This is a genomic window from Neisseria brasiliensis (assembly GCF_009671065.1).
Lineage (GTDB): Bacteria > Pseudomonadota > Gammaproteobacteria > Burkholderiales > Neisseriaceae > Neisseria > Neisseria brasiliensis.
Genome location: NZ_CP046027.1, coordinates 1,939,409 through 1,960,169 on the forward strand (window position 1 = coordinate 1,939,409; position 20,761 = coordinate 1,960,169).

Consider the following 20,761-nt stretch of genomic DNA (forward strand, 5'->3'; position numbering starts at 1 on the left):
CGTCTGAAAATAAAATCAAGAATAGGATATTGTAGCATTTTTCTGATGTTCAACATGGTGATGTGCGCCGTTGATTTTTTCAGACGGCCTGACTATTTACGCCGATAATCCGTTATAATCACCCAAACCCTACGAATAAAGGAATCTGCATGAACAAACCTTCTTATCCGCATCCAATTATTGCCCGCGAAGGCTGGCCATTTATCGCCATCGGTTTTATCGCCAGCGTGTTGGTGACGGCCGTTAATGGCTGGTTGTCGCTGCCGTTTTGGCTGTTTACCATTTTTGCCTTGCAGTTTTTCCGCGATCCGGCGCGCTACATTCCGCAAGATGCGGATGCGGTGTTGAGTCCGGTTGACGGCCGCGTGGTGGTGGTTGAGCGCGCGCAAGACCCATACCGCAAAACCGAAGCCTTGAAAATCAGTATTTTTATGAACGTGTTTAACGTGCATTCGCAAAAATCGCCGGTGGACGGCACAGTTGAAGCCGTTGAATACAACCGCGGCAAATTCCTGAATGCGGATTTAGACAAAGCCAGCACCGAAAACGAACGCAATGCCGTGTTGGTGACCACCGCCACAGGCCGCGAAATTACCTTTGTGCAGGTTGCCGGTTTGGTGGCGCGCCGCATTTTGTGTTACACCCAAGTTGGCCGCAAATTAAGCCGCGGCGAACGCTACGGCTTTATCCGCTTCGGTTCGCGCGTTGATGTTTACCTGCCTTTGGATGCCAAAGCAGAAGTGGCGATTGGGGACAAAGTGACCGGCGTGACCACCATCTTGGCGCGTTTGCCGTTGCAATCACCGGATGCTAAACCGTTTGACGATGCGCCGGTGAATGCGGCTAATGCAGCGCTGCAAACAGTGGCAGCAACAGCCCCGCAAACTGCCGAATCAGTGGTGACAGCTGCGGAAAATACTGCCGAGGTGAGCCAAGCAGCGATTGAAGAAGCGGCGGACAAAGTGCGAGAAGCAGCGGCTAAAGCTGTTCAGTCTTAATAATATGAAATGATGAAAAGGTTTTCAGACGACCGTCTGAAAACCTTTTTTTATGTGTGAAACAAGCGCACGTTTGGTGTGTTTGACGTAGAATAGGTATTTTGATTCAGGCCGTCTGAAAAAGGAAATCTCTTGAGTAAAGCCCGTTTGTTCCCCGTTGATAAGTCTTTGGAAAAACCTGAGCGCGTGATGTTGGTCGGGGTGATGTTGAGTGCGGATTATTCCGGTGCCAATGAATTGCGCGAGCAGTCTTTTCAGACGGCCTTGGAGGAAGCGGCCGATTTGGTGCGCGCAGCCGGTGGCGATTTGGTACAGATAGAAACTGCCAAACGCGATAAAGCGCATACGGCGCTGTTTGTCGGTAAGGGTAAAACCGATGAGCTGGCCACAGCGGTGAAGCAGCATGATGTGGATTTGGTGGTGTTCAACCACGAACTCACGCCAACACAAGAGCGCAATTTGGAAAAAGAATTGCAATGCCGTGTGCTCGACCGTGTGGGCTTGATTTTGGCGATTTTTGCTAAACGCGCGCAATCGCAAGAGGGTAAATTGCAGGTGGAATTGGCGCAGCTGTCGCATTTGAGCGGCCGCTTGGTACGCGGTTACGGCCATATGCAGAGCCAAAAAGGCGGTATCGGCTTGAAAGGGCCGGGCGAAACGCAATTGGAAACCGACCGCCGCTTGATTAACCAAAAAATCACCGCGTTGAAAAAACAATTGCAAAGCGTACGTAAGCAGCGTGCCACACGCCGCAAATCGCGTGAATCAGGCCGTCTGAAAACCTTTGCCATTGTCGGCTACACCAATGCCGGAAAGTCCAGCTTGTTCAACCGCTTAACCAAGGCTGATGTGTTGGCGAAAGACCAATTGTTCGCTACGCTCGACACCACCGCGCGCCGCTTGTTTTTATCGCATGAAGCCAGTGTGATTCTCACGGATACGGTGGGCTTTGTACGCGATCTACCGCATAAATTGGTGTCGGCTTTTTCGGCTACATTGGAAGAAACGGCGCTGGCGGATGTGTTGCTGCATGTGGTGGACGCATCGAATCCGGATTTTCAACGCCAAATCGATGACGTGAACGAAGTATTGCATGAAATTAAGGCGCATGAAGTGCCGCAATTGGTGGTGTATAACAAAATCGATTTGCTGCCCGAAGGTGAGCGTGAAGCCGGTGTATTGCGCGACCATCGCGGCAAAGCGGTGGCGGTGAATATTTCGGTGGAGAAAAGTTTGGGCTTGGAAGCTTTGCGCGAAGCGATGATTGAATATGCGTTGGCGGATAGGCCGTCTGAAATGGTTTTATGCCATCATTCCTCTTCGTTGCCAACGACAAAAGAATAATTGAAGATTGACGGTTATTATTATGAAAAAAAATTGTTTCCACTGCGGACTCGAAATTCCCGAGCATATTCATTTACCCGTAATTTATGACAATGAAGAGCGCGAAACATGCTGTATGGGTTGTCAGGCAGTGGCGCAAAGCATCATTGATGCCGGCTTGGGCAACTACTACAAACAGCGCACCGCCGATGCGGAAAAAGCCGCTTTGCCCGAGCAGGATATTTTGTCGCAACTGAAGCTCTATGATTTGCCCGAAGTGCAAGCCGAATTTGTCGAAGTGGGCGAGGGTGATGAGCGTGAAGCGGTGTTGATGCTTGGCGGCATTACTTGCGCGGCTTGTGTGTGGCTGATTGAACAGCAATTGTTGCGCCTGCCGGGGGTGAAACGCGTGGATTTGAATTACAGCACCCATCGCGCGCGAGTATCGTGGAATAACGACCAAGTCGCGCTTTCGGATATTTTATTGCGCGTGCAGTCAACCGGTTATACCGCTTCGCCTTATGATGCACAAAAAGTGGAAGAGTCGGCCAATAAAGAGCGCAAACAATTTATCGTGCGCTTGGCGGTGGCAGGTATGTGTGCCATGCAAACCATGATGTTTGCCTTGCCGACTTATCTTTACGGCAATGACATCGAACCGCTTTATCTGCAAATTTTGCATTGGGGCGGCTTTTTGATGGTGTTGCCGGTGGTGTTTTATTGCGCCGTGCCGTTTTATAAAGGTGCGCTGCGTGATTTCAAAAACCGCCGCGCCGGTATGGATACGCCGATTGCGATTGCGGTGTTGATGACGTTTGCCGCCGGTATTTACAGCATGGTGCAAAATACCAGTGAGGGCATGTATTTCGAATCGATCGCCATGTTGATGTTTTTCCTGCTCGGCGGCCGTTTTATGGAACAAATCGCGCGACGCAAAGCCGGTGATGCAGCCGAACGCTTGGTGAAACTCGTGCCTGCGTTTTGCCATCGCCTGAAAGATTATCCGAATAGCGATGAAACCGAAGAAGCCGTGGTCGCCAAATTGCAGCGCGGCGAAATGATTGTGGTGAAACCGGGCGAAGTGATTCCGGTTGACGGCACGGTCTTATCGGGCGAGAGTGAAGTCAACGAAGCCATGCTTACCGGCGAGAGTCTGCCCGTGGTCAAGCGTGTTGACGATAAAGTGATTGCCGGCACGTTCAATGCCGCCAGCCCGCTGATTATCCGCACTGATACCGTCGGCAGCGAAACGCGCTTGTCGCATATTGTGAAACTGCTCGACCGCGCGTTGGCGCAAAAGCCGCGTGTGGCCGAGTTGGCTGAAAAATATGCGTCTAATTTTGTTGCTGCCGAATTGATTTTGGCGGTGCCGGTATTTATCGGCTGGACCTTATACGCCGATGCGCAAACTGCCTTGTGGATCACCGTGGCGCTGTTGGTGATTACCTGCCCGTGTGCCTTATCGCTGGCCACACCGACCGCGCTGGCCGCTTCCACCGGCGCGCTCGCCAAAGACGGCGTGTTGATTGGCGGTAAAAACGCGCTGGAAGCCTTGGGGCAGATTGATGATGTGGTGTTCGACAAAACCGGCACACTCACGCGCGGCGAATTATCCGTCAGCCGCATCATCGCCTTAGGCCGTCTGAACAATGAAGACGGCTTAGCCATCGCGCAAGCCTTGGAGCAGCAATCCGAACACCCGATTGCGCGCGCTATTTTGAATCATGCGCCCGATAATACCTTTTCAGACGGCGTGATTGTCGGACAACGGGTCAACCGCGTCGGCCACGGTGTCAGCGCGCAAATTACTTTTGAAGGACAAACGCAAATCTGGGCATTGGGGCGGGCGGAGTTTGTGGCCGAAATTGCCGGCACGTTGCCCGAAGCAGCCCACATTGCCCACAACGACAGCATGGTGTTTCTCGGCAACCAAAGCGGCTTTCAGACGGCCTTTTTATTGGAAGACGAAATCAAAGCCGGTGCGGCAGAAATGTTGGCCGATTTGAAAGCCAAGGGCATCCGCCTGCACTTATTGAGCGGCGACAGAGAAGCCGCCGTCGCCCATGTCGCCCAAACCTTGGCGCTTGATGCCCATCACGCCGAAGCCACGCCGGAAGATAAATTGAACTATGTCGAATCGCTGCAAAAACAAGGCCGTAAAGTGTTGATGGTGGGCGACGGCATCAACGACGCGCCCGTGTTGGCGCAGGCTGATGTCTCCGTGGCGGTGGCCGGTGGCGCTGATGTGGCGCGTGATGGCGCCGATGTGGTGTTGCTCAACGACGATATGCGCATTATGCCGCAGATGCTCGACCAAGCCCGCCGCACACGACGAATCATTCAGCAAAACCTGACTTGGGCAACCGCCTACAACCTGATTGCCGTGCCTTTGGCGGTGTTGGGCTATGTCAAACCGTGGATTGCTGCGCTGGGTATGAGTTTGAGCTCGTTGCTGGTGTTGGGGAATGCGTTGCGATTATTGAAACGCAAGTGATTTTGGGTTTGCGCGGGTATGGAAGGCCGTCTGAAATCTTTTTCTTAAAATTTTTTGCCGCTTGTCATAATCGTAGGTCGGATACTTGTATCCGACATTTCAAAATACGAAAAATTCCGTCTGAAAGATGATCAAACTTTCAGACGGCATTAAAGTTTAGCTTAATTTTGGTTGGGAAGTTGTTATTTGCTTATTGTATATTCAAGAATGTCGGATACAAGTATCCGGCCTACGTTTGCTTGTATCCGACATTTTAAAATACGAAAAATGCCGTCTGAAAGATGATCAAACTTTTCAGACGGCATGAAAACTCAGCTTAATTTTACTTGGGAAGTTGTTATTTGTTTGCCGCATATTCAAGAATGTCGGATACAAGTATCCGACCTACGTTTGCTGGCAACTCTGCACGATTAAATCACGCAGCCATTGGTGTGCTGGATTGCGCTGGGTGCGTTCGTGCCACACTAAGGTAGTGGTGAATCCGAGAATATTGACCGGTGGCGGAAAATGGCTGATGTCGGTTTGTCCGGCAATCAGGCGGTAAGGGGTGACGGCGCATAAATCGCTGTGGCGCACGATATCGGGCAGTGCCAATGCGTTTTGTACCGATACACGGCGGTTGATGCCGATGTCGGCTAGGGCGCGGGCAGGCGTATTGTTGATGGTATGCTCTGATAAAGCGATAACATGCTGCAAGGCGCAAAATGTAGCCAAATCGAGCTGGCCGTGCTGCAAAACGGGATGGTCGGTGCGTACGGCGCAGACGTAATGTTCGTCAAACAAAGCACGCGTATGCAGATTATCCGGTGCTTGCTCGGATGTGGTCAGCACAAAATCGAGTGTGCCGCGCTCCAAATCTTCCTGTATGCTGCGCGGGTTGAATAAGGTAATGTTGACTTGAATATTGGGCGCTTGGTGGTGTAGCGCGGCCAGAAAAGGCGTGACGATGGTGCGCATGGCGTAATCGCTGGCGGCGATGTTGATCTTGAGTTCGGCGCTGGCAGGGTCGAACTCGGGTTCAGCCAGCAAACCTTGCGCCTGCTCGAGAATCTGCTTCACGGGAATGGCCAAGCCCAAAGCGCGGTCGGCGGGTAAAATGCCGTGTTGGGTGCGGATAAACAGGGGGTCGTTGAAACTGTCACGCAGGCGGGTGAGCATGCCACTCATGGCCGGTTGCGACACGGAAAGCTTCTCGGCGGCGCGGGTAACGTTGCGCTCGTCGAGCAGGGCGTTAAGGGCTTTGAGCAGGTTCAGGTCTAGGGTTTTGATGGTTTGCATGGTGGTCGATAAAGGCCGTCTGAACGGGTAAAGTGGAATCGTGATTGAGGCCGTCTGAAAGCAATCGGCTTTCAGACGGCCTGTTATACCGAAAAATTAGAAATAGCCTGCTTTCTTGCGCTCTTCCATTGCGGCTTCGGAAACGCGGTCGTCCATGCGGGTGGCGCTGCGTTCGGAGATGGTGGCGGAAGCGGTTTCGGCGATGATGTCTTCCGGTGTGGCGGCGGTGCTGGCCACAGGTGCGGTGCAGGAAATGTCGCCGACAGTGCGGAAGCGTACGTCACGAATCACCGATACATCGCCGTCACGTTTCGGCGTGAGTGGAGTTACCGGAATCAGCAGGCCGTCGCGCTCGACCACTTCGCGTTTGTGGGTGTAGTAGATCGGCGGCAGGGTGAGTTTTTCGCGGGCGATGTATTGCCAGATGTCGAGTTCCGTCCAGTTGGAAATCGGGAATACGCGCATGTTTTCGCCTTGGAACAGACGGGTATTGTAAAGCGACCACAATTCAGGGCGCTGATTTTTCGGATCCCATTGGCCGAATTCGTCGCGGAACGAGAAAATCCGCTCTTTTGCACGCGCTTTTTCTTCGTCGCGACGCGCACCGCCCATCAGCGCATCAAAGCCTTGTTCTTCAATGGTTTCCACCAAAGTAATCGCTTGCGCGGCGTTGCGTGAATCGGTTTCGCGGCGCAACACGACGGTGCCTTTGCGGATGGATTCTTCCACACTGCCTACTACCAACTGCACACCCGTACGCGCTACGGTTTCATCGCGAAACTGAATCACTTCGGGATAATTGTGGCCGGTATCGACGTGCAGCAGTTTGAACGGCAATTTCAGCGGACGGCCTTCGATTTGAAACGCCTTAACCGCCAGCGACAGCAACACAACAGAATCCTTGCCGCCGGAAAACAGCAATGCCGGATTCTTCGCTTCGGCGATGACTTCGCGGATGATGTGGATGGATTCGGCTTCAAGCCAATCGAGGTGGTGGTTTTGAATAGACATGCGGTTTCTCTTTTGTGGAATGCTCGATAGCGCATACTTTAAACAGGCCGTCTGAAAAAGGGAAAGAATGGTTTGTTTGATAGAAAGATGATTTTGTTATATTGCTGAGAGCGTCTGAATAATATTGTTCAGACGGCCTGAGACCTTTGCAAAACCCCCATCTTTGGCACATTTTTTCGTTATGCGCTGCTCGAAAGCTTGCCTATCTAATTGATATGTCTGCGCTTTCTGCGCTGCTATAACTTCGAACTGTACTCAAATCTGGGGTTTTTCAAAGGTCTCAGCCTTTAATCATTCATAACGCTTGACGATATTAACGCATAACGTTATGATAATTCAAAACGCAAAATAAGGAACCAGCATGATTTTAGATTTTGCGTGCAAAGAAACGGAAATGCTGTTTGCAGGCAAAAGGGTGAAGCGTTTCGTCAATATCGAGAGGGTGGCAATTCGAAAGCTACAGCAGCTTCACGCCGCTACCGATTTAAACTTTCTGCGTATTCCGCCCGCCAATCATTTGGAAGCCCTGAGTGGCGATCGTGAAGGGCAACACAGCATACGCATCAATGCACAATGGCGGATATGTTTTGTTTGGCGCAACGGGCATGTCTCGCAAGTAGAAATCGTGGATTATCATTAATCTGCGGATGAAAAGGTTAGGAGCCATTATGAAACGAGAAATTCCTTTATCTCATCCCGGTGAAATTTTACTGGAAGACTGGCTGATTCCGCTGGGCATCAGTCAATATGCGCTGGCCAAAGCCATTGACGTGCCGCCGCGCCGAATCAATGAAATCGTACACGGCAAACGTGCCATCACGCCCGATACTGCGCTGCGCTTGGCCGCTTTTTTCGGCACGGATGCACAAAGCTGGCTGAATCTGCAAAGCCATTACGATGCCGAAATGGTGCGCGAGCAAATTCAAGACAGCTTAATGCGCATTGCGCCTTTGGCATTGGCTTAAACACAAAAAGGCCGAGACCTTTGCAAAACTCGTCAATTTTCAGAAATCTTTAAACCGTCATTCCCGCGTAAGCGGGAATCCAGAACATAAAATTACTGAAATAATTAAATATTCCTGAAAACTATCAATCTGGATTCCCGCTTACGCGGGAATGACGGGCATAGTTTTCTTGGTTCAAATTGAGTTTTGCAAAGGTCTCAGGCCGTCTGAAAACATGATTTTTCAGACGGCCTTTGTTCAAACCGAATCTTACAAATAAACAATCTCGCCCGTGCGGCCTTTGCTTTCTTCGCTCGCCCACCAAACGAATTGCGGCAACACGTCTTCATAGGTTTTGCGTTCGCTTTGCGATTCGCCGGGGTGGGATTTGATGCGTTGCGGCGAGTTAATCGCACCCGGTACCAAGATATTGGCGCGCAGGTTAGGGAAGCGTTCCCATTCGTCGGCGATGACTTTGCCTAAGTAGTTGAGCGCGGCTTTGGAAGCGCCGAAGCCGCCCCAGTAGGCTTGCGGGGTTTCGCCGTGGCTTTCGCTGACGAACACCACCGAAGCGTCCGGCGATTCTTTCAATAATGGCGAAAAGGCGCGGGTCAAGCCCATCGGGGCGATGGTATTGATGCGAAATTGCTTAATCCAGTCGGGCACGGTTTGGAAATCCAAGGGCGACAGGGCGTTGAAATAGCTGGCGCAATGCACGATGCCATCGAGCTTGCCTTGAGTGGCTTCGGCCACGGTAGCCGCCAGTTGGTCGAATTCTTTGTCTTCGGCGGTCAATAGGTCAAAGCAGATGGCGTAAGGCTCGGCATGGCCGGCTTCGACAATCGCGTCGTACACTTTTTCCAAACGCTTTTGGTGGCGCGCAATCAGAATCACGGTCGCGCCGGCGGCGGCATACGCCTTGGCCACTTGTTCGCCCAAGCCTTGTGATGCGCCGGTGACGATGATGGTTTTGTTTTGTAATGTTGACATGAAGAATCCTCGGTGTTCGGCTAGGCCGTCTGAAAAACGTTCAGAAGGCCTTTTAAAGAATATTAACAGTGTATTGCACTTTGCTAACCTTTACAACTGGCTTGATTCGCCTGTTTGCCACACGCTATGGCTGAATCCGCGTTTGCCAATCATGCCAACACAAATCCGCCGCCGCTACACCCGATTGCACCGCCGCTTCCAGCGTGGCCGGATAGCGCGGGTGCAGGTAGTCGCCGCAAGGATAAATGCCGCGGTGATGCAGCCACGCAAAATCGGGGAGAGGGCGGTTGACTTTCGATGCGATGGTGGCGCGTTTTTCCGTAATCACACGGCTGGCCACCGGTTCGCCGACATCAGGGCAAACGCGTTTCACATCGGCATGCACTTTAGCCGCCCATTCATCCGCTTTCACCGCGTCAATATGGTCGGATACGCTCACCACGGCGGCGACTTCCTGCGGCGGCAAACCGAGCGCACCGCGTGCAATCAGCCATTGCGCCGTGCCTTCGGCAAAACCCGTCATCGGCGCTGGCAGGTTCACCGCTTGCGCATAACGCAGATACACCGTGGTAATCGCGCGGTATTCTATATTCTGATAGGCCGTCTGAATGTAATCCGGCGTTTCAGACGGCATTAAGGCTGCAGCATGATACGGCGCAACGGCCAAAATCACCGCATCAAATGCTTCACCATTAACCTGCACTTGGCCACTGGGCAGGTTTTCCAAAGGCGGCACGCGCGTTTCCAAGCGGATGGTCGCGCCATGATTGCGCAGATAAGCCAGCGCCGGATTGGCCATAATGTTGCCCAAATCCGTTTTCGGCAACAGATAATCGCTGCCTGCCTTATTTGCCCGCACGCCGTCTGAAAGCACGTTACACAAAATATTCAAACTCGCCTGCTCCAGCGGCGTATTGAGCGCGCCCCACACCAGCGGCTGCCAAAATTGCGCAATCAATTTGCGCGGCGTGTCGCGCTCATTCAGCCACGCAGCAATCGGCGTATCCGGCAAATTTCGGCGATGACGGCCTTGCAACGCATGCATATCGCCTAACAATTTAAATTTGTGCGCCCAAGAAATCTGCTTGCCGCCTAACAAACCCAGCAACACATGCCAAGGTGCAGGCAATGCGGCTGTCTGAAAGCGCAAACCGTCGTGCAGATACCATTGCAACGGCAGCCGCACAAACGCATCCTGTTCGCGCACACCGATTTGCTTCATCAAAGCCAACACGCCGTGATACGCGCCAATCATGATGTGCTGGCCATTGTCTAAAAATGAAAACCCGCCCTTGTCGCCACCAAACGAACGCGCCCGCCCGCCCGCCAGCTTGCCTGCCTCAAATAGTGTCACATCTGCACGGTGAACCAGTTTTACCGCTGCCGACAAACCGGCCCATCCGGCACCGATAACAGCAATTTTGGGTTTGGATTGTTGATTAGGGAACATGGCTTTTCTTTTTTGGGTTGGGGTTAAGGGAGGGTTCAGACGGCATTAAAGCTCATCCTTTATAGCTTGTTCATAACACGATCAATCAAATAAACTAATGACATGATAGCAACACTGATGAGGTTGATTTCTAGCAAGATGACGATTAACTCTATAAATTTGAAATCTAAGCTTGGTTTAAAAAGGTACCGACAAAAAATAATAAGAACATTATTGTTCCCAATAAAATCCCTTTGAATACGGCATTAATATATTTTTTCTGTGAAAAATCATATTGGCGAAAGAAAGAACTTAAAATATCTTCTAGAATACAATTCATTTTTCATTCCTTTATGATAAGACCTTTTATTCAAGATTTTGAATGTTGTCGAAAAAGGTTTATTCAAAAGCCGTCATCTAATCTTTCCTAAATATTTGAAAAACAAACTCAAACCCTAAACCCAAACACCCAAGTCTTCAGCGCAATCCGTTTCTTTCTCGGTGAAGGAATGGCGATTTTGTATTTCAACACGTTCTGCGCGCCGTCGCGTTCGATTTCATTTAATAAAGCATAGTAAATCGCGGCCATGACCAAGCCGACTTTTTGGTTTTTTTTGTCGGCATCAGGCAGCAGGGTAAGCGCTTGGCGGTAGGTGTCGCGGGCGCGTTGGATTTGGAAGGTCATCATGTCGCCGAATTCGGGTGTGGCTTGGTATTGCATAATCACGGCGGCGGGCACGTTGAAGCGTTGCAGGTCTTCCATCGGCAGGTAAATGCGGCCGTTGCGGGCATCTTCGCCGACATCGCGGATGATGTTGGTTAATTGCAGCGCCAAGCCCATTTTGTCGGCGTAATCAAGGGTTTGGGGATTAGTGAAGCCTAAAATGCGGGCAATCAGGCAGCCGACCACGCCGGCGGCGCGGCGGCAATAGAGTTTGAGTTCGTCAAACGTGGTGTAGCGGGCTTGATCCAAATCCATCTGCATGCCGTCGATGAGTTCGACAAATTCGCTTTGCGGTAGATTAAAGCTGCGGGCAACGGGCTGTAGGGCTTGGTTGACGGGGTGTTCGGGCAGGCCGTCTGAAAAGGCGCGTGCCAAATCGATGCGCCACCAGTTGAGCGTGGTTTGGGCGATGTTTTTGTCGCTGCAATCATCGACCACGTCGTCGAGTTCGCGGCAAAAGGCGTATAACACCGTCATCGCATCGCGCTGGTGTTCGGGCAGGAATTTGAAGCCCGATAAAAAGCTGGAGCCGCTTTCGGCGGCTTTTTGGCGGCAGTATTCGATGGGTTGCACAGCGTGTCCTGTGAGTTGGTATGGTTATGGTGATGGATTGTATAGTGATTTGGGGCTGAACTAAAGGCCCTTACATTCGCCTAACAAGTGCAATTTCCAATAACAGAAAAGGCCAGTATGCGGTAGTATACTGCCTTTCCTGACAAGAAAGATTGCAATATGGCCTACACACAACTGACCTCACACCAAAGATACTACATTTCCAGACATTACCGCAACCTACCCCTAAACCAAATCGCACAGAACATCGGTTGTCATCCCGCCACCGTCAGTCGGGAAATCAGACGGCATTCCGTCAACGGAACCTACTGTTACCGAAAAGCACAACAGCAAAGCGAAGTTAAAAAGAAAAACAAAAAGCCAACCAAACTGACTACTGCCGTCAAACAGACTGTTAACAAACTGATTACCCAAAAATACAGCCCCGAACAAGTCTGCGGCTACCTGCTGAAACATCAACACATCAAACTGCACCACAGCACCCTTTACCGCTATCTCGCCAAAGACCGTCAAAACGGCGGCGACCTGTACACCCATCTGCGTATCGTTTCCAAACCCTACCGCAGAAAATACGGCAGCGGTGCATGGACAAAAGGCAGCGTACCGGACAGAACCGACATTGAACACAGACCTGCCATTGTCGATCAAAAAGAGCGGGTCGGCGATTTCGAGATGGACACCATTGTCGGTAAAGATCAAAAAAGCGGACTGGTGGTTGCTGTTGAAAGAAAAACCAAATTTGTCGTTATCCGCAAAATCAGCAATTTCAAAGCAGAAGATGTAGCCCGGGTAGTGATTCGGGCATTGAAGCCGTTTAAAGATATCATTCAAACGATTACTTTGGATAACGGTAAAGAGTTTTACCGACATAAAACCTTTGCCAAAGCCCTGGGTGCGGAAACTTACTTCTGCCGTCCATACCATTCTTGGGAAAAAGGCTTGGTGGAGAATACCAACGGGCTGATCAGACAATACTTCCCAAAGGGGACGGATTTTAGGAAACTGGGTGCTAAAAAGATTAAAGCGGTTGAGGAGGCCCTTAACCGCCGACCGAGAAAGACATTGGACTATGAGACACCGGGTGATCTGTTTTCAGCAGCCCTTGCCAATGGCATTTGAGCGTTGCACTTGAAATGCGAATGTAAGGCCGTCTGAAAAAATTGTGTTTTTCAGACGGCCTTTGATATGTTGCAGGGCTAAATAGCCCATTGAGATTGGCTATTATTCCCGACTAAACCACTCAACTATCGGCGTTAAATCTGTTAGAATATGGCCGATGACACCATAAAACCAAAAGGCACACCAACCATGGCACTTTTGCAAATTTCCGAACCCGGCATGTCTGCCGCACCACATCAACACCGTTTAGCCGTTGGCATCGATCTCGGCACCACCAACAGCTTGGTCGCCACCGTGCGCAGCGGCAGTGCAGTCTGCTTGTCTGACGAACGCGGTCGCAAAACTTTTCCTTCTGTCGTACGCTATTGCGAAGACGGTCGCGTGGAAGTTGGCGCGGATGCCTTGAAAGCGCAAAAAATCGATCCGCTCAATACCATCAGTTCGGCCAAACGCTTAATCGGCCGCACTTTGGCCGACTTATCAAAAGAAACGCACTACCTGCCTTACCGCTTCGGCAACAACGAACGCGTGATTGAATTGAACACGCGGCAGGGCGCGAAAACGCCGATTGAAGTGTCGGCGGAAATCTTAAAAGCCTTGAAAGCGCGCGCCGAAGAGAGTTTGGGTGGCGATTTGGTGGGCGCGGTGATTACTGTGCCGGCGTATTTTGATGATGCGCAACGCCAAGCAACTAAAGATGCGGCGCGTTTGGCCGGATTGAATGTGTTGCGTCTGCTCAACGAGCCGACCGCGGCGGCGATTGCCTACGGTTTGGACAACGGCTCGGAAGGCACGTTTGTGGTGTACGATTTGGGCGGCGGCACGTTTGACGTATCGGTGTTGCAATTGACCAAAGGTTTGTTCCAAGTGAAGGCTACGGGCGGCAATTCTGCATTGGGCGGCGATGATTTCGACCATCGTTTGTTCTGCCATATTTTGGAGCGCGCCGATTTGTCGAAACTCAACGAGCAAGACAGCCAATTATTGCTGGCCTTGACCCGCGAAGCCAAAGAAACCTTAACCACTGAAACCAGCGCGACCGTGCAGGCTACGCTTTCAGACGGCCACAAGGTTGATGTAACCATCACGCGCCAAGAGTTTCATCAATTAACGCAGCATTTGGTGCAAAAAACCATTGATCCGGTGAAGCAGGCGTTAAAAGATGCGGGCGTGACCAAGGCCGATATCAAAGGCGTGATTATGGTGGGCGGCTCGACCCGTATGTTGCACGTTCAACAAGCGGTGGCGACTTTCTTCGGACAAATGCCTTTAAATAACCTGAATCCCGATGAAGTGGTGGCGCTGGGCGCGGCGGTGCAGGCCAATGTGTTGGCCGGTAATAAAACCGAGGGCGAATGGCTGCTGCTTGATGTGACACCTTTGTCGCTCGGCTTGGAAACCTACGGTGGCTTAGCGGAAAAAATCATTCCGCGCAACAGCACCTTACCGGTGGCGCGTGCGCAAGAGTTCACTACATTTAAAGACGGCCAAACCGCCATGACGATTCATGTGGTGCAGGGCGAACGTGAATTGGTATCCGATTGCCGCAGCTTGGCCAAATTCACCTTGCGCGGCATTCCGCCGATGGTGGCCGGTGCGGCGCGGATTCGGGTAACGTTCCAAGTGGATGCCGATGGTTTGCTGTCGGTATCGGCGCAAGAGCAAACCACCGGCGTGAGCGCGCAAATCGAAGTGAAACCGTCTTACGGTTTGGACGACGACACCATCACGCAAATGTTGAAAGAAGGCATGAGCAATGCTGCCGACGATAAAGCCGCGCGCGCACGCGCCGAAGCGACGGTTGAAGCCGAAAGCCTGATGGACGCCATCAAAGCCGCGCTGGAACTCGACAGCGATTTGCTCGAAGCGGAAGAATTGGCCAAAATCGAAGCCGACATCACTGCTTTGCAAGGCCGTGTAGAAAATGGCAGTGCCGATGATATTCGCGCCGCTGTGACGGCGTTGAGCCACAGCACCGATGGTTTCGCCGCCAAGCGCATGAACCGCAACATCCAGCGCGCGTTGATGGGGCAGAGCGTAGATAATATTTAAGCAGTTTCAGACGGCCTTTTTCAATTAAGGCCGTCTGAAAAAAGAAAGTCGATATGGAATCATTAAATCAAGATTTATACCAACAAATCAGCGCGTTGTGCGATCAAGGCGATGATTTGGCGGATGAAGGCCAGTTTAACGAAGCAGTTAAGCAATATAAGGAAGCATGGAAGCTATTGCCCGAACCAAAATCGCAATGGGAAGCGGCAACGTGGATTTTGGCCGCGATGGGCGACACGCATTTTTTAAACGGCAAATACCGCCAAGCCGTTAAAGATTTGACCGAAGCCTTGGCCTATATCAATGCGCTGGATAATCCGTTTATCTATCTGCGCTTGGGGCAAAGCCAGTTTGAATTGGGCGAAGAAAAAGCTGCGCTCGAAGCCTTACAGACGGCCTATGAATTGGGCGATGAAGAATTGTGGGACGGTGAAGACGAAAAATACCTGCAATTTTTGGCGGCCAAAGTTGACGGCATTGTGATTCCTTAATATTCAGGCCGTCTGAAAAAATAATGAAAGAAAATCATGCGCTTGTGGCACGAATCTTTGATTAGCCAATTGCCGCGCCAGCAGCTTTTGGGACAACACCGCGAATGTGCCGCCTTGCGCGGGGCAGGCTGGGCGCGGCCGCATGCGACGGTGGATTATGTGTTTACCCATCCGCCGTATAAGCTTTTTCAGTATCATGTGCTGATTATGCAGGAAATGCACCGGCGCGGTTATCGGCCTGATGAAGCGTGGTTTGACCCGCTGTATCGCGGTAAAACCGAGCCGCCTTATGCCGAGCAAACGCCGTTACCTGCCGACCACCCGATTTACCCCGAGCATGATGCGGATTATCTGCAAGAATGCTGGGACAATTTAAAGCAAAAAGGCATCGTGTTACACATGCCCGACACAAACCATTGACATCAACGAGAACATAAAATGCCAAAAATTACCGTATTACCACACGCAACATTGTGCCCTGAAGGCGCAGTTATCGAGAATGCGCCGGAAGGCAAAACCGTATTGGACGTTTTGTTGGATTACGACATCGAAGTGGATCACGCCTGTGAAAAATCATGCGCCTGCACCACTTGCCACGTGATTATCCGCAAAGGTTTCGACAGCTTGGAAGAGCCGACCGAAATCGAAGAAGACTTGCTCGACCAAGCATGGGGCTTGGAAGCCGATTCACGTTTGAGCTGCCAAGCAGTGGTGGCCGATGAAGATTTGGTGGTGGAAATTCCGAAATACACCATCAACCATGCGCGTGAAGATCATTAATGAACAAGTTGGAGCCGTTGCACAAGCAGATTGAAGTTAAAGTAAAAACTGTGCGTGTGTGAACATCTTGGAATAAGGCTTAAATTTGAAAAGTATAGGGTAAAGAAATATACTCAAGATGCTTTTATTGGTAACCTGGTATGCTGTATGGATAAAAGCGCTTTGATAAACATCCAAGTCGCTACACATCGAAAGGACACATTCATGAAATGGACTGATACCCAACGCATCGCCGAAGAATTGTATGACACACACGGCGACATCGATCCGAAAACCATCCGATTCACCCACTTGCGCGAATTGATTATGGCGCTGCCGGAATTTGACGACGATCCGGCGCGTTGTGGTGAGCGTATTCTCGAAGCCGTGCAACAGGCTTGGATTGAAGAAGCTGAATAATGGATTTGCCGCTGGGACGGTATGTCCGCGCCGCGCATGGTTTGGGCGACGTGGCCGTGATTACCAAAGAAGACACGCTGTCTGAAAAGCTTTCAGACGGCGTGTTGGATGAAACGATGTACCGTTTTGTCGATGGAGCGATGTTGCGCTACCGCGTGGAGCAAGACGAAGGTAATTTCGATATCGAGCCCGAGGCGGCTGCTTGTTTGCCGTGTGAAATCAGCTATCAGGTGTTGAAGCATCCGGAGCATGGTCGCATCACACCTGAGCGTAAGCGCTTTACCGATTCTTGTCGCCATTTGTTTTGGTTGAAAATGCAGAAGCAGGATAAAGATTGAAAAGCGATCGAGATCTTTGTAAAACTCGTAAATTTTTAGAAATCTTTAGGCCGTCATTCCCGCGCAGGCGGGAATCCAGAACGTCAAATTTCTGAAATAGTTCAGCATTCCTGAAACCGATAATTCTGGATTCTCGCCTGCGCGGGAATGACGACCCTTATTTTCTTGGTTCAAATTGAGTTTTGAAAAACTAAGAGGCCGTCTGAAAGTATTCACTTTCAGACGGCCTTTTTATTTTTGATGAACGAAATTCATATTTAAGTGGATATGTGTTAAGCATTCCGCGTTCGATTGTGTGCATTAAGCATGAATCTTTTGAAAATGCCGTCTGAAAAAGAAAACACTCTTTTTCAGACGGCATTTTTAATATTTATCTGAATTAAAAAAGGATTATGAAAATCTGATAAAAATACAAATTTACTTTATTATTAAAAAAATTCATGATTAATTGGAAAATTTTGAAATTGACTCATGATGAAGAAAAAAATAAGATAGCGTTAACAGAAAACACAGCACCATTGCACAAGAGGTAAAAGCCATGAGTTACGCAAAAGAAATTAATGCACTAAACAACAGTTTGTGTGATTTAAAAGGCGATATCAACGTATCGTTTGAATTTTTCCCACCGAAAAACGAGCAAATGGAAACCATGCTGTGGGATTCGATTCATCGCCTGAAAAACCTGCATCCTAAGTTTGTTTCGGTGACTTATGGCGCCAATTCGGGCGAGCGCGACCGCACACACGGCATCGTCAAAAACATCAAGCAGCAAACCGGTTTGGATGCTGCACCGCATTTGACCGGCATCGATGCTTCGCCTGAAGAGTTGAAACAAATTGCGCAAGATTATTGGGACAGTGGTATCCGCCGCATTGTGGCGCTGCGTGGTGATGAGCCGGCAGGTTATGCGAAAAAGCCGTTTTATGCTGAAGACTTAGTCAAAGTGTTGCGTTCGGTGGCCGATTTCGATATTTCCGTGGCCGCTTATCCGGAAGTGCACCCCGAAGCCAAATCGGCGCAGGCGGATTTGATTAATTTAAAACGCAAAATCGATGCCGGTGCCAATCATGTGATTACCCAGTTTTTCTTTGATGTCGAAAGCTATCTGCGCTTCCGAGACCGCTGCGTCACGGTTGGCATTGATGCCGAAATTGTGCCGGGCATTTTGCCGGTAACCAATTTCAAGCAATTGGGCAAGATGGCGCAAGTGACCAATGTGAAGATTCCGAACTGGCTGGCGCGTATGTACGACGGTTTGGACGACGATCAAGGCACACGCAATTTGGTGGCGGCGAGCATTGCCATCGATATGGTCAAAGTATTGTCGCGTGAAGGCGTGAAAGATTTCCACTTTTATACGCTCAACCGCAGCGAATTGACTTATGCGATTTGTCACACTTTGGGTGTACGCCCATTGCCGCAAGCCGCTTAAATATTGAATAAGCTTTTATTTTTGAATCAATAACGAACATTTTTAATCAGGAGAGAGCACATGGCTACATTACATTTTTCAGGTTTCCCGCGCGTTGGCGCATTCCGTGAATTGAAATTTGCGCAAGAAAAATACTGGCGCAAAGAAGTGAGCGAACAAGAGCTGCTGGACGTGGCAAAGGGTTTGCGTGAGAAAAACTGGAAACACCAAGCCGAAGCCGATGCGGATTTTGTGGCGGTGGCCGATTTCACTTTTTACGACCACATTTTGGATTTGCAAGTGGCTACCGGCTCGATTCCGGCGCGTTTTGGTTTCGACAGCCAAAACCTGACTTTGGAACAATATTTCCAATTGGCGCGCGGTAATAAAGATCAGTTTGCCATCGAAATGACCAAATGGTTCGACACCAACTACCACTATTTGGTGCCTGAATTCCACGCCGATACCGAATTCAAAGCCAATGCCGCGCACTATGTTCGACAATTGAAAGAAGCGCAAGCCTTGGGCTATAAAGCCAAACCGACCATCGTCGGCCCGCTGACTTACCTGTGGATCGGTAAAGAAAAAGGCGCAACCGAATTCGACCGCTTGAGCCTGTTGCCAAAATTATTGCCGGTTTATGTTGAAATCCTGACCGAATTGGCTGCTGCCGGTGCCGAATGGATTCAAATCGACGAGCCTGCATTGGCGGTTGACCTGCCGCAAGCGTGGTTGGATGCTTACCAAGATGTTTACGCAACTTTAAGCCAAGTCAATGCCAAAATCTTGCTGAGCACTTATTTCGGCTCGGTTGCAGAACACGCAGGCCGTCTGAAAGCCTTGCCTGTAGATGGTTTGCACATTGATTTGGTGCGCGCGCCCGAGCAATTGGATGCATTTGCCGATTACGACAAAGTATTGTCTGCCGGCGTGATTGACGGCCGCAATATTTGGCGCGCTAATTTGAACAACGTATTGGCCACGCTTGAGCCTTTGCAAGCCCAATTGGGCGAGTGCTTGTGGATTTCCAGCTCATGTTCGCTGCTGCATACGCCATATGATTTGTCGGTAGAGGAAAAACTGAAAGCCAACAAACCTGCCTTGTTCTCATGGTTGGCCTTCACCTTGCAGAAAACCCAAGAATTGCGCGTGTTGAAAACCGCATTGAACCAAGGCCGCGAAGCGGTTGTCGCCGAATTGGCCGACAGCCAAGCCGCTGCCGATTCACGCGCCAACAGTACCGAAATCCACCGCGCCGAAGTGGCCAAACGTTTGGCCGATTTGCCGGCCGATGCCGATCAACGCAAATCACCGTTTGCCGAGCGCATTAAAGCGCAACAAGCGTGGCTGAACCTGCCGTTGCTGCCGACCACCAATATCGGTTCGTTCCCGCAAACCACTGAAATCCGCCAAGCGCGTGCCGCGTTCAAAAAAGGCGAATTGTCTGCCGCTGATTACGAAGCCGCGATGAAAAAAGAAATCGCCTTGGTGATTGAAGAGCAAGAAAAACTCAATTTGGATGTGTTGGTACACGGCGAAGCCGAGCGTAACGACATGGTGGAATATTTCGGCGAATTGCTGGAAGGCTTTGCCTTTACCCAATACGGCTGGGTGCAAAGCTACGGCTCACGCTGCGTAAAACCACCGGTGATTTACGGCGATGTCAGCCGCCCGAACGCCATGACTGTGGCTTGGTCAACCTACGCCCAAACCCTGACCAAACGCCCGATGAAAGGCATGTTGACCGGCCCGGTAACGATTCTGCAATGGTCATTTGTGCGCAACGATATTCCGCGCAGCACCGTGTGCAAACAAATCGCCTTGGCCTTAAATGACGAAGTATTGGATTTGGAAAAAGCCGGTATTAAAGTGATTCAAATCGACGAACCGGCCATCCGCGAAGGCCTGCCGTTGAAACGTGCCGATTGGGATGCCTACTTGGCTTGGGCAAGCGAAGCTTTCCGCCTGTCGTCAACCGGTTGCGAAGACAGTACCCAAATCCACACCCATATGTGTTACTCAGAATTTAACGACATCCTGCCGGCCATCGCCAGCATGGACGCGGACGTGATTACCATCGAAACCTCACGTTCCGACATGGAATTGTTGACCGCATTCGGCGAATTCAAATACCCGAACGACATCGGCCCGGGCGTATACGACATCCACAGCCCGCGCGTGCCGACCGAAGGCGAAATCGAACACCTGCTGCGCAAAGCCATCGAAGTCGTACCGGTAGAACGCCTGTGGGTCAACCCAGACTGCGGCTTGAAAACCCGCGGCTGGAAAGAAACCATCGAACAGCTGCAAGTAATGATGAACGTCACCGAGAAACTACGCAAAGAATTGGCTTGATTTTGAGTTGATTTTAACTAAATGATAAAGGCCGTCTGAAAGAGGAAATCTT

The 20,761-nt window shown here is 50.6% G+C and carries 19 protein-coding genes; 14 read left to right on the forward strand and 5 right to left on the reverse strand.

The genetic code is table 11. From position 1 onward, the window contains the following. Positions 1-149: 149 nt before the first annotated feature. From GJV52_RS09705 to GJV52_RS09715, 3 genes are all read left to right on the forward strand, one after another. Entirely contained in the window at positions 150-998 is an 849-nt protein-coding gene (locus tag GJV52_RS09705) for a phosphatidylserine decarboxylase (protein ID WP_095501681.1), read from the forward strand. Between the two features lie 132 nt (positions 999-1,130). Continuing rightward, the gene (gene hflX / locus GJV52_RS09710; protein WP_100564333.1) at positions 1,131-2,342 is read left to right on the forward strand and encodes a GTPase HflX; all 1,212 of its coding nucleotides are present in this window, start codon (positions 1,131-1,133) and stop codon (positions 2,340-2,342) included. Between the two features lie 22 nt (positions 2,343-2,364). Continuing rightward, positions 2,365-4,815, forward strand: a complete 2,451-nt coding sequence (locus GJV52_RS09715; protein WP_095501679.1) for a heavy metal translocating P-type ATPase — start codon at positions 2,365-2,367, stop codon at positions 4,813-4,815. A gap of 384 nt (positions 4,816-5,199) precedes the next feature. On the opposite strand, the gene GJV52_RS09720 is transcribed toward GJV52_RS09715, so the two are convergent. Together GJV52_RS09720 and cysD are read right to left on the reverse strand one after the other, a co-directional pair. Continuing rightward, complete coding sequence (locus tag GJV52_RS09720) at positions 5,200-6,093, reverse strand: LysR family transcriptional regulator (protein ID WP_095501678.1); 894 nt, start codon at positions 6,091-6,093, stop codon at positions 5,200-5,202. A 96-nt stretch (positions 6,094-6,189) separates the two neighbouring features. Beyond that, entirely contained in the window at positions 6,190-7,104 is a 915-nt protein-coding gene (gene cysD, locus GJV52_RS09725) for a sulfate adenylyltransferase subunit CysD (RefSeq protein ID WP_095501677.1), read from the reverse strand. A 361-nt stretch (positions 7,105-7,465) separates the two neighbouring features. Here cysD and GJV52_RS09730 point away from each other — a divergent pair, with 361 nt between their 5' ends. Beyond that, positions 7,466-7,744: a type II toxin-antitoxin system RelE/ParE family toxin gene (locus tag GJV52_RS09730; protein WP_095501676.1), complete on the forward strand. Its 279-nt coding sequence runs from the start codon at positions 7,466-7,468 to the stop codon at positions 7,742-7,744. Positions 7,745-7,772: 28 nt separating this feature from the next. Further along, positions 7,773-8,069: a HigA family addiction module antitoxin gene (locus tag GJV52_RS09735; protein ID WP_095501675.1), complete on the forward strand. Its 297-nt coding sequence runs from the start codon at positions 7,773-7,775 to the stop codon at positions 8,067-8,069. 249 nt (positions 8,070-8,318) lie between these two features. On the opposite strand, the gene GJV52_RS09740 is transcribed toward GJV52_RS09735, so the two are convergent. The 3 genes from GJV52_RS09740 to hpnD all read right to left on the reverse strand — a co-directional run bounded on the left by GJV52_RS09740 (position 8,319) and on the right by hpnD (position 11,764). After that, a complete protein-coding gene (locus GJV52_RS09740; RefSeq protein ID WP_100564331.1) occupies positions 8,319-9,038 on the reverse strand; it encodes an SDR family oxidoreductase in 720 nt (239 codons plus the stop codon). A 124-nt stretch (positions 9,039-9,162) separates the two neighbouring features. Continuing rightward, positions 9,163-10,488, reverse strand: coding sequence for a hydroxysqualene dehydroxylase HpnE (gene hpnE / locus GJV52_RS09745; RefSeq protein WP_095501673.1), 1,326 nt, complete (start codon positions 10,486-10,488; stop codon positions 9,163-9,165). Positions 10,489-10,915: 427 nt separating this feature from the next. Continuing rightward, positions 10,916-11,764 carry a presqualene diphosphate synthase HpnD gene (gene hpnD, locus GJV52_RS09750; protein WP_100564329.1) on the reverse strand — a complete coding sequence of 283 codons (849 nt, stop codon included), beginning with the start codon at positions 11,762-11,764 and terminating at the stop codon, positions 10,916-10,918. A 159-nt stretch (positions 11,765-11,923) separates the two neighbouring features. Here hpnD and GJV52_RS09755 point away from each other — a divergent pair, with 159 nt between their 5' ends. The 9 genes from GJV52_RS09755 to metE all read left to right on the forward strand — a co-directional run bounded on the left by GJV52_RS09755 (position 11,924) and on the right by metE (position 20,709). Continuing rightward, positions 11,924-12,883, forward strand: a complete 960-nt coding sequence (locus GJV52_RS09755; protein ID WP_154143172.1) for an IS30 family transposase — start codon at positions 11,924-11,926, stop codon at positions 12,881-12,883. 189 nt (positions 12,884-13,072) lie between these two features. Further along, on the forward strand, positions 13,073-14,935 hold the full coding sequence (hscA, locus tag GJV52_RS09760) for a Fe-S protein assembly chaperone HscA (RefSeq protein WP_100563880.1): 1,863 nt from the start codon (positions 13,073-13,075) through the stop codon (positions 14,933-14,935). Positions 14,936-14,988: 53 nt separating this feature from the next. After that, entirely contained in the window at positions 14,989-15,426 is a 438-nt protein-coding gene (locus GJV52_RS09765) for a tetratricopeptide repeat protein (protein WP_095501670.1), read from the forward strand. 36 nt (positions 15,427-15,462) lie between these two features. After that, positions 15,463-15,846: a TIGR02328 family protein gene (locus GJV52_RS09770; protein WP_100563882.1), complete on the forward strand. Its 384-nt coding sequence runs from the start codon at positions 15,463-15,465 to the stop codon at positions 15,844-15,846. An 18-nt stretch (positions 15,847-15,864) separates the two neighbouring features. Next, on the forward strand, positions 15,865-16,206 hold the full coding sequence (gene fdx, locus GJV52_RS09775) for an ISC system 2Fe-2S type ferredoxin (RefSeq protein ID WP_095501668.1): 342 nt from the start codon (positions 15,865-15,867) through the stop codon (positions 16,204-16,206). A gap of 204 nt (positions 16,207-16,410) precedes the next feature. After that, the gene (gene iscX / locus GJV52_RS09780; protein WP_095501667.1) at positions 16,411-16,605 is read left to right on the forward strand and encodes a Fe-S cluster assembly protein IscX; all 195 of its coding nucleotides are present in this window, start codon (positions 16,411-16,413) and stop codon (positions 16,603-16,605) included. Continuing rightward, positions 16,605-16,943 (forward strand): hypothetical protein, encoded by a 339-nt coding sequence (locus GJV52_RS09785; RefSeq protein ID WP_100563885.1) that lies wholly within the window; start codon positions 16,605-16,607, stop codon positions 16,941-16,943. The genes iscX and GJV52_RS09785 overlap by 1 nt, the downstream gene beginning before the upstream one ends. A 538-nt stretch (positions 16,944-17,481) precedes the next feature. Next, positions 17,482-18,375, forward strand: a complete 894-nt coding sequence (gene metF, locus GJV52_RS09790; protein ID WP_095501665.1) for a methylenetetrahydrofolate reductase — start codon at positions 17,482-17,484, stop codon at positions 18,373-18,375. Between the two features lie 60 nt (positions 18,376-18,435). Further along, positions 18,436-20,709, forward strand: a complete 2,274-nt coding sequence (gene metE / locus GJV52_RS09795) for a 5-methyltetrahydropteroyltriglutamate--homocysteine S-methyltransferase (protein WP_100563887.1) — start codon at positions 18,436-18,438, stop codon at positions 20,707-20,709. Positions 20,710-20,761 lie beyond the last annotated feature (52 nt).

Excerpts from the sequence above, each read along its gene's own strand:
- GJV52_RS09705 (WP_095501681.1), top strand. The coding sequence starts at position 150 with ATGAACAAACCTTCTTATCCGCATCCAATTATTGCCCGCGAAGGCTGG.
- GJV52_RS09715 (WP_095501679.1), top strand. The coding sequence starts at position 2,365 with ATGAAAAAAAATTGTTTCCACTGCGGACTCGAAATTCCCGAGCATATT.
- GJV52_RS09720 (WP_095501678.1), bottom strand. The coding sequence starts at position 6,093 with ATGCAAACCATCAAAACCCTAGACCTGAACCTGCTCAAAGCCCTTAAC.
- cysD (WP_095501677.1), bottom strand. The coding sequence starts at position 7,104 with ATGTCTATTCAAAACCACCACCTCGATTGGCTTGAAGCCGAATCCATC.
- GJV52_RS09730 (WP_095501676.1), top strand. The coding sequence starts at position 7,466 with ATGATTTTAGATTTTGCGTGCAAAGAAACGGAAATGCTGTTTGCAGGC.
- GJV52_RS09735 (WP_095501675.1), top strand. The coding sequence starts at position 7,773 with ATGAAACGAGAAATTCCTTTATCTCATCCCGGTGAAATTTTACTGGAA.
- GJV52_RS09740 (WP_100564331.1), bottom strand. The coding sequence starts at position 9,038 with ATGTCAACATTACAAAACAAAACCATCATCGTCACCGGCGCATCACAA.
- hpnE (WP_095501673.1), bottom strand. The coding sequence starts at position 10,488 with ATGTTCCCTAATCAACAATCCAAACCCAAAATTGCTGTTATCGGTGCC.
- GJV52_RS09755 (WP_154143172.1), top strand. The coding sequence starts at position 11,924 with ATGGCCTACACACAACTGACCTCACACCAAAGATACTACATTTCCAGA.
- hscA (WP_100563880.1), top strand. The coding sequence starts at position 13,073 with ATGGCACTTTTGCAAATTTCCGAACCCGGCATGTCTGCCGCACCACAT.
- GJV52_RS09765 (WP_095501670.1), top strand. The coding sequence starts at position 14,989 with ATGGAATCATTAAATCAAGATTTATACCAACAAATCAGCGCGTTGTGC.
- GJV52_RS09770 (WP_100563882.1), top strand. The coding sequence starts at position 15,463 with ATGCGCTTGTGGCACGAATCTTTGATTAGCCAATTGCCGCGCCAGCAG.
- fdx (WP_095501668.1), top strand. The coding sequence starts at position 15,865 with ATGCCAAAAATTACCGTATTACCACACGCAACATTGTGCCCTGAAGGC.
- iscX (WP_095501667.1), top strand. The coding sequence starts at position 16,411 with ATGAAATGGACTGATACCCAACGCATCGCCGAAGAATTGTATGACACA.
- GJV52_RS09785 (WP_100563885.1), top strand. The coding sequence starts at position 16,605 with ATGGATTTGCCGCTGGGACGGTATGTCCGCGCCGCGCATGGTTTGGGC.
- metF (WP_095501665.1), top strand. The coding sequence starts at position 17,482 with ATGAGTTACGCAAAAGAAATTAATGCACTAAACAACAGTTTGTGTGAT.
- metE (WP_100563887.1), top strand. The coding sequence starts at position 18,436 with ATGGCTACATTACATTTTTCAGGTTTCCCGCGCGTTGGCGCATTCCGT.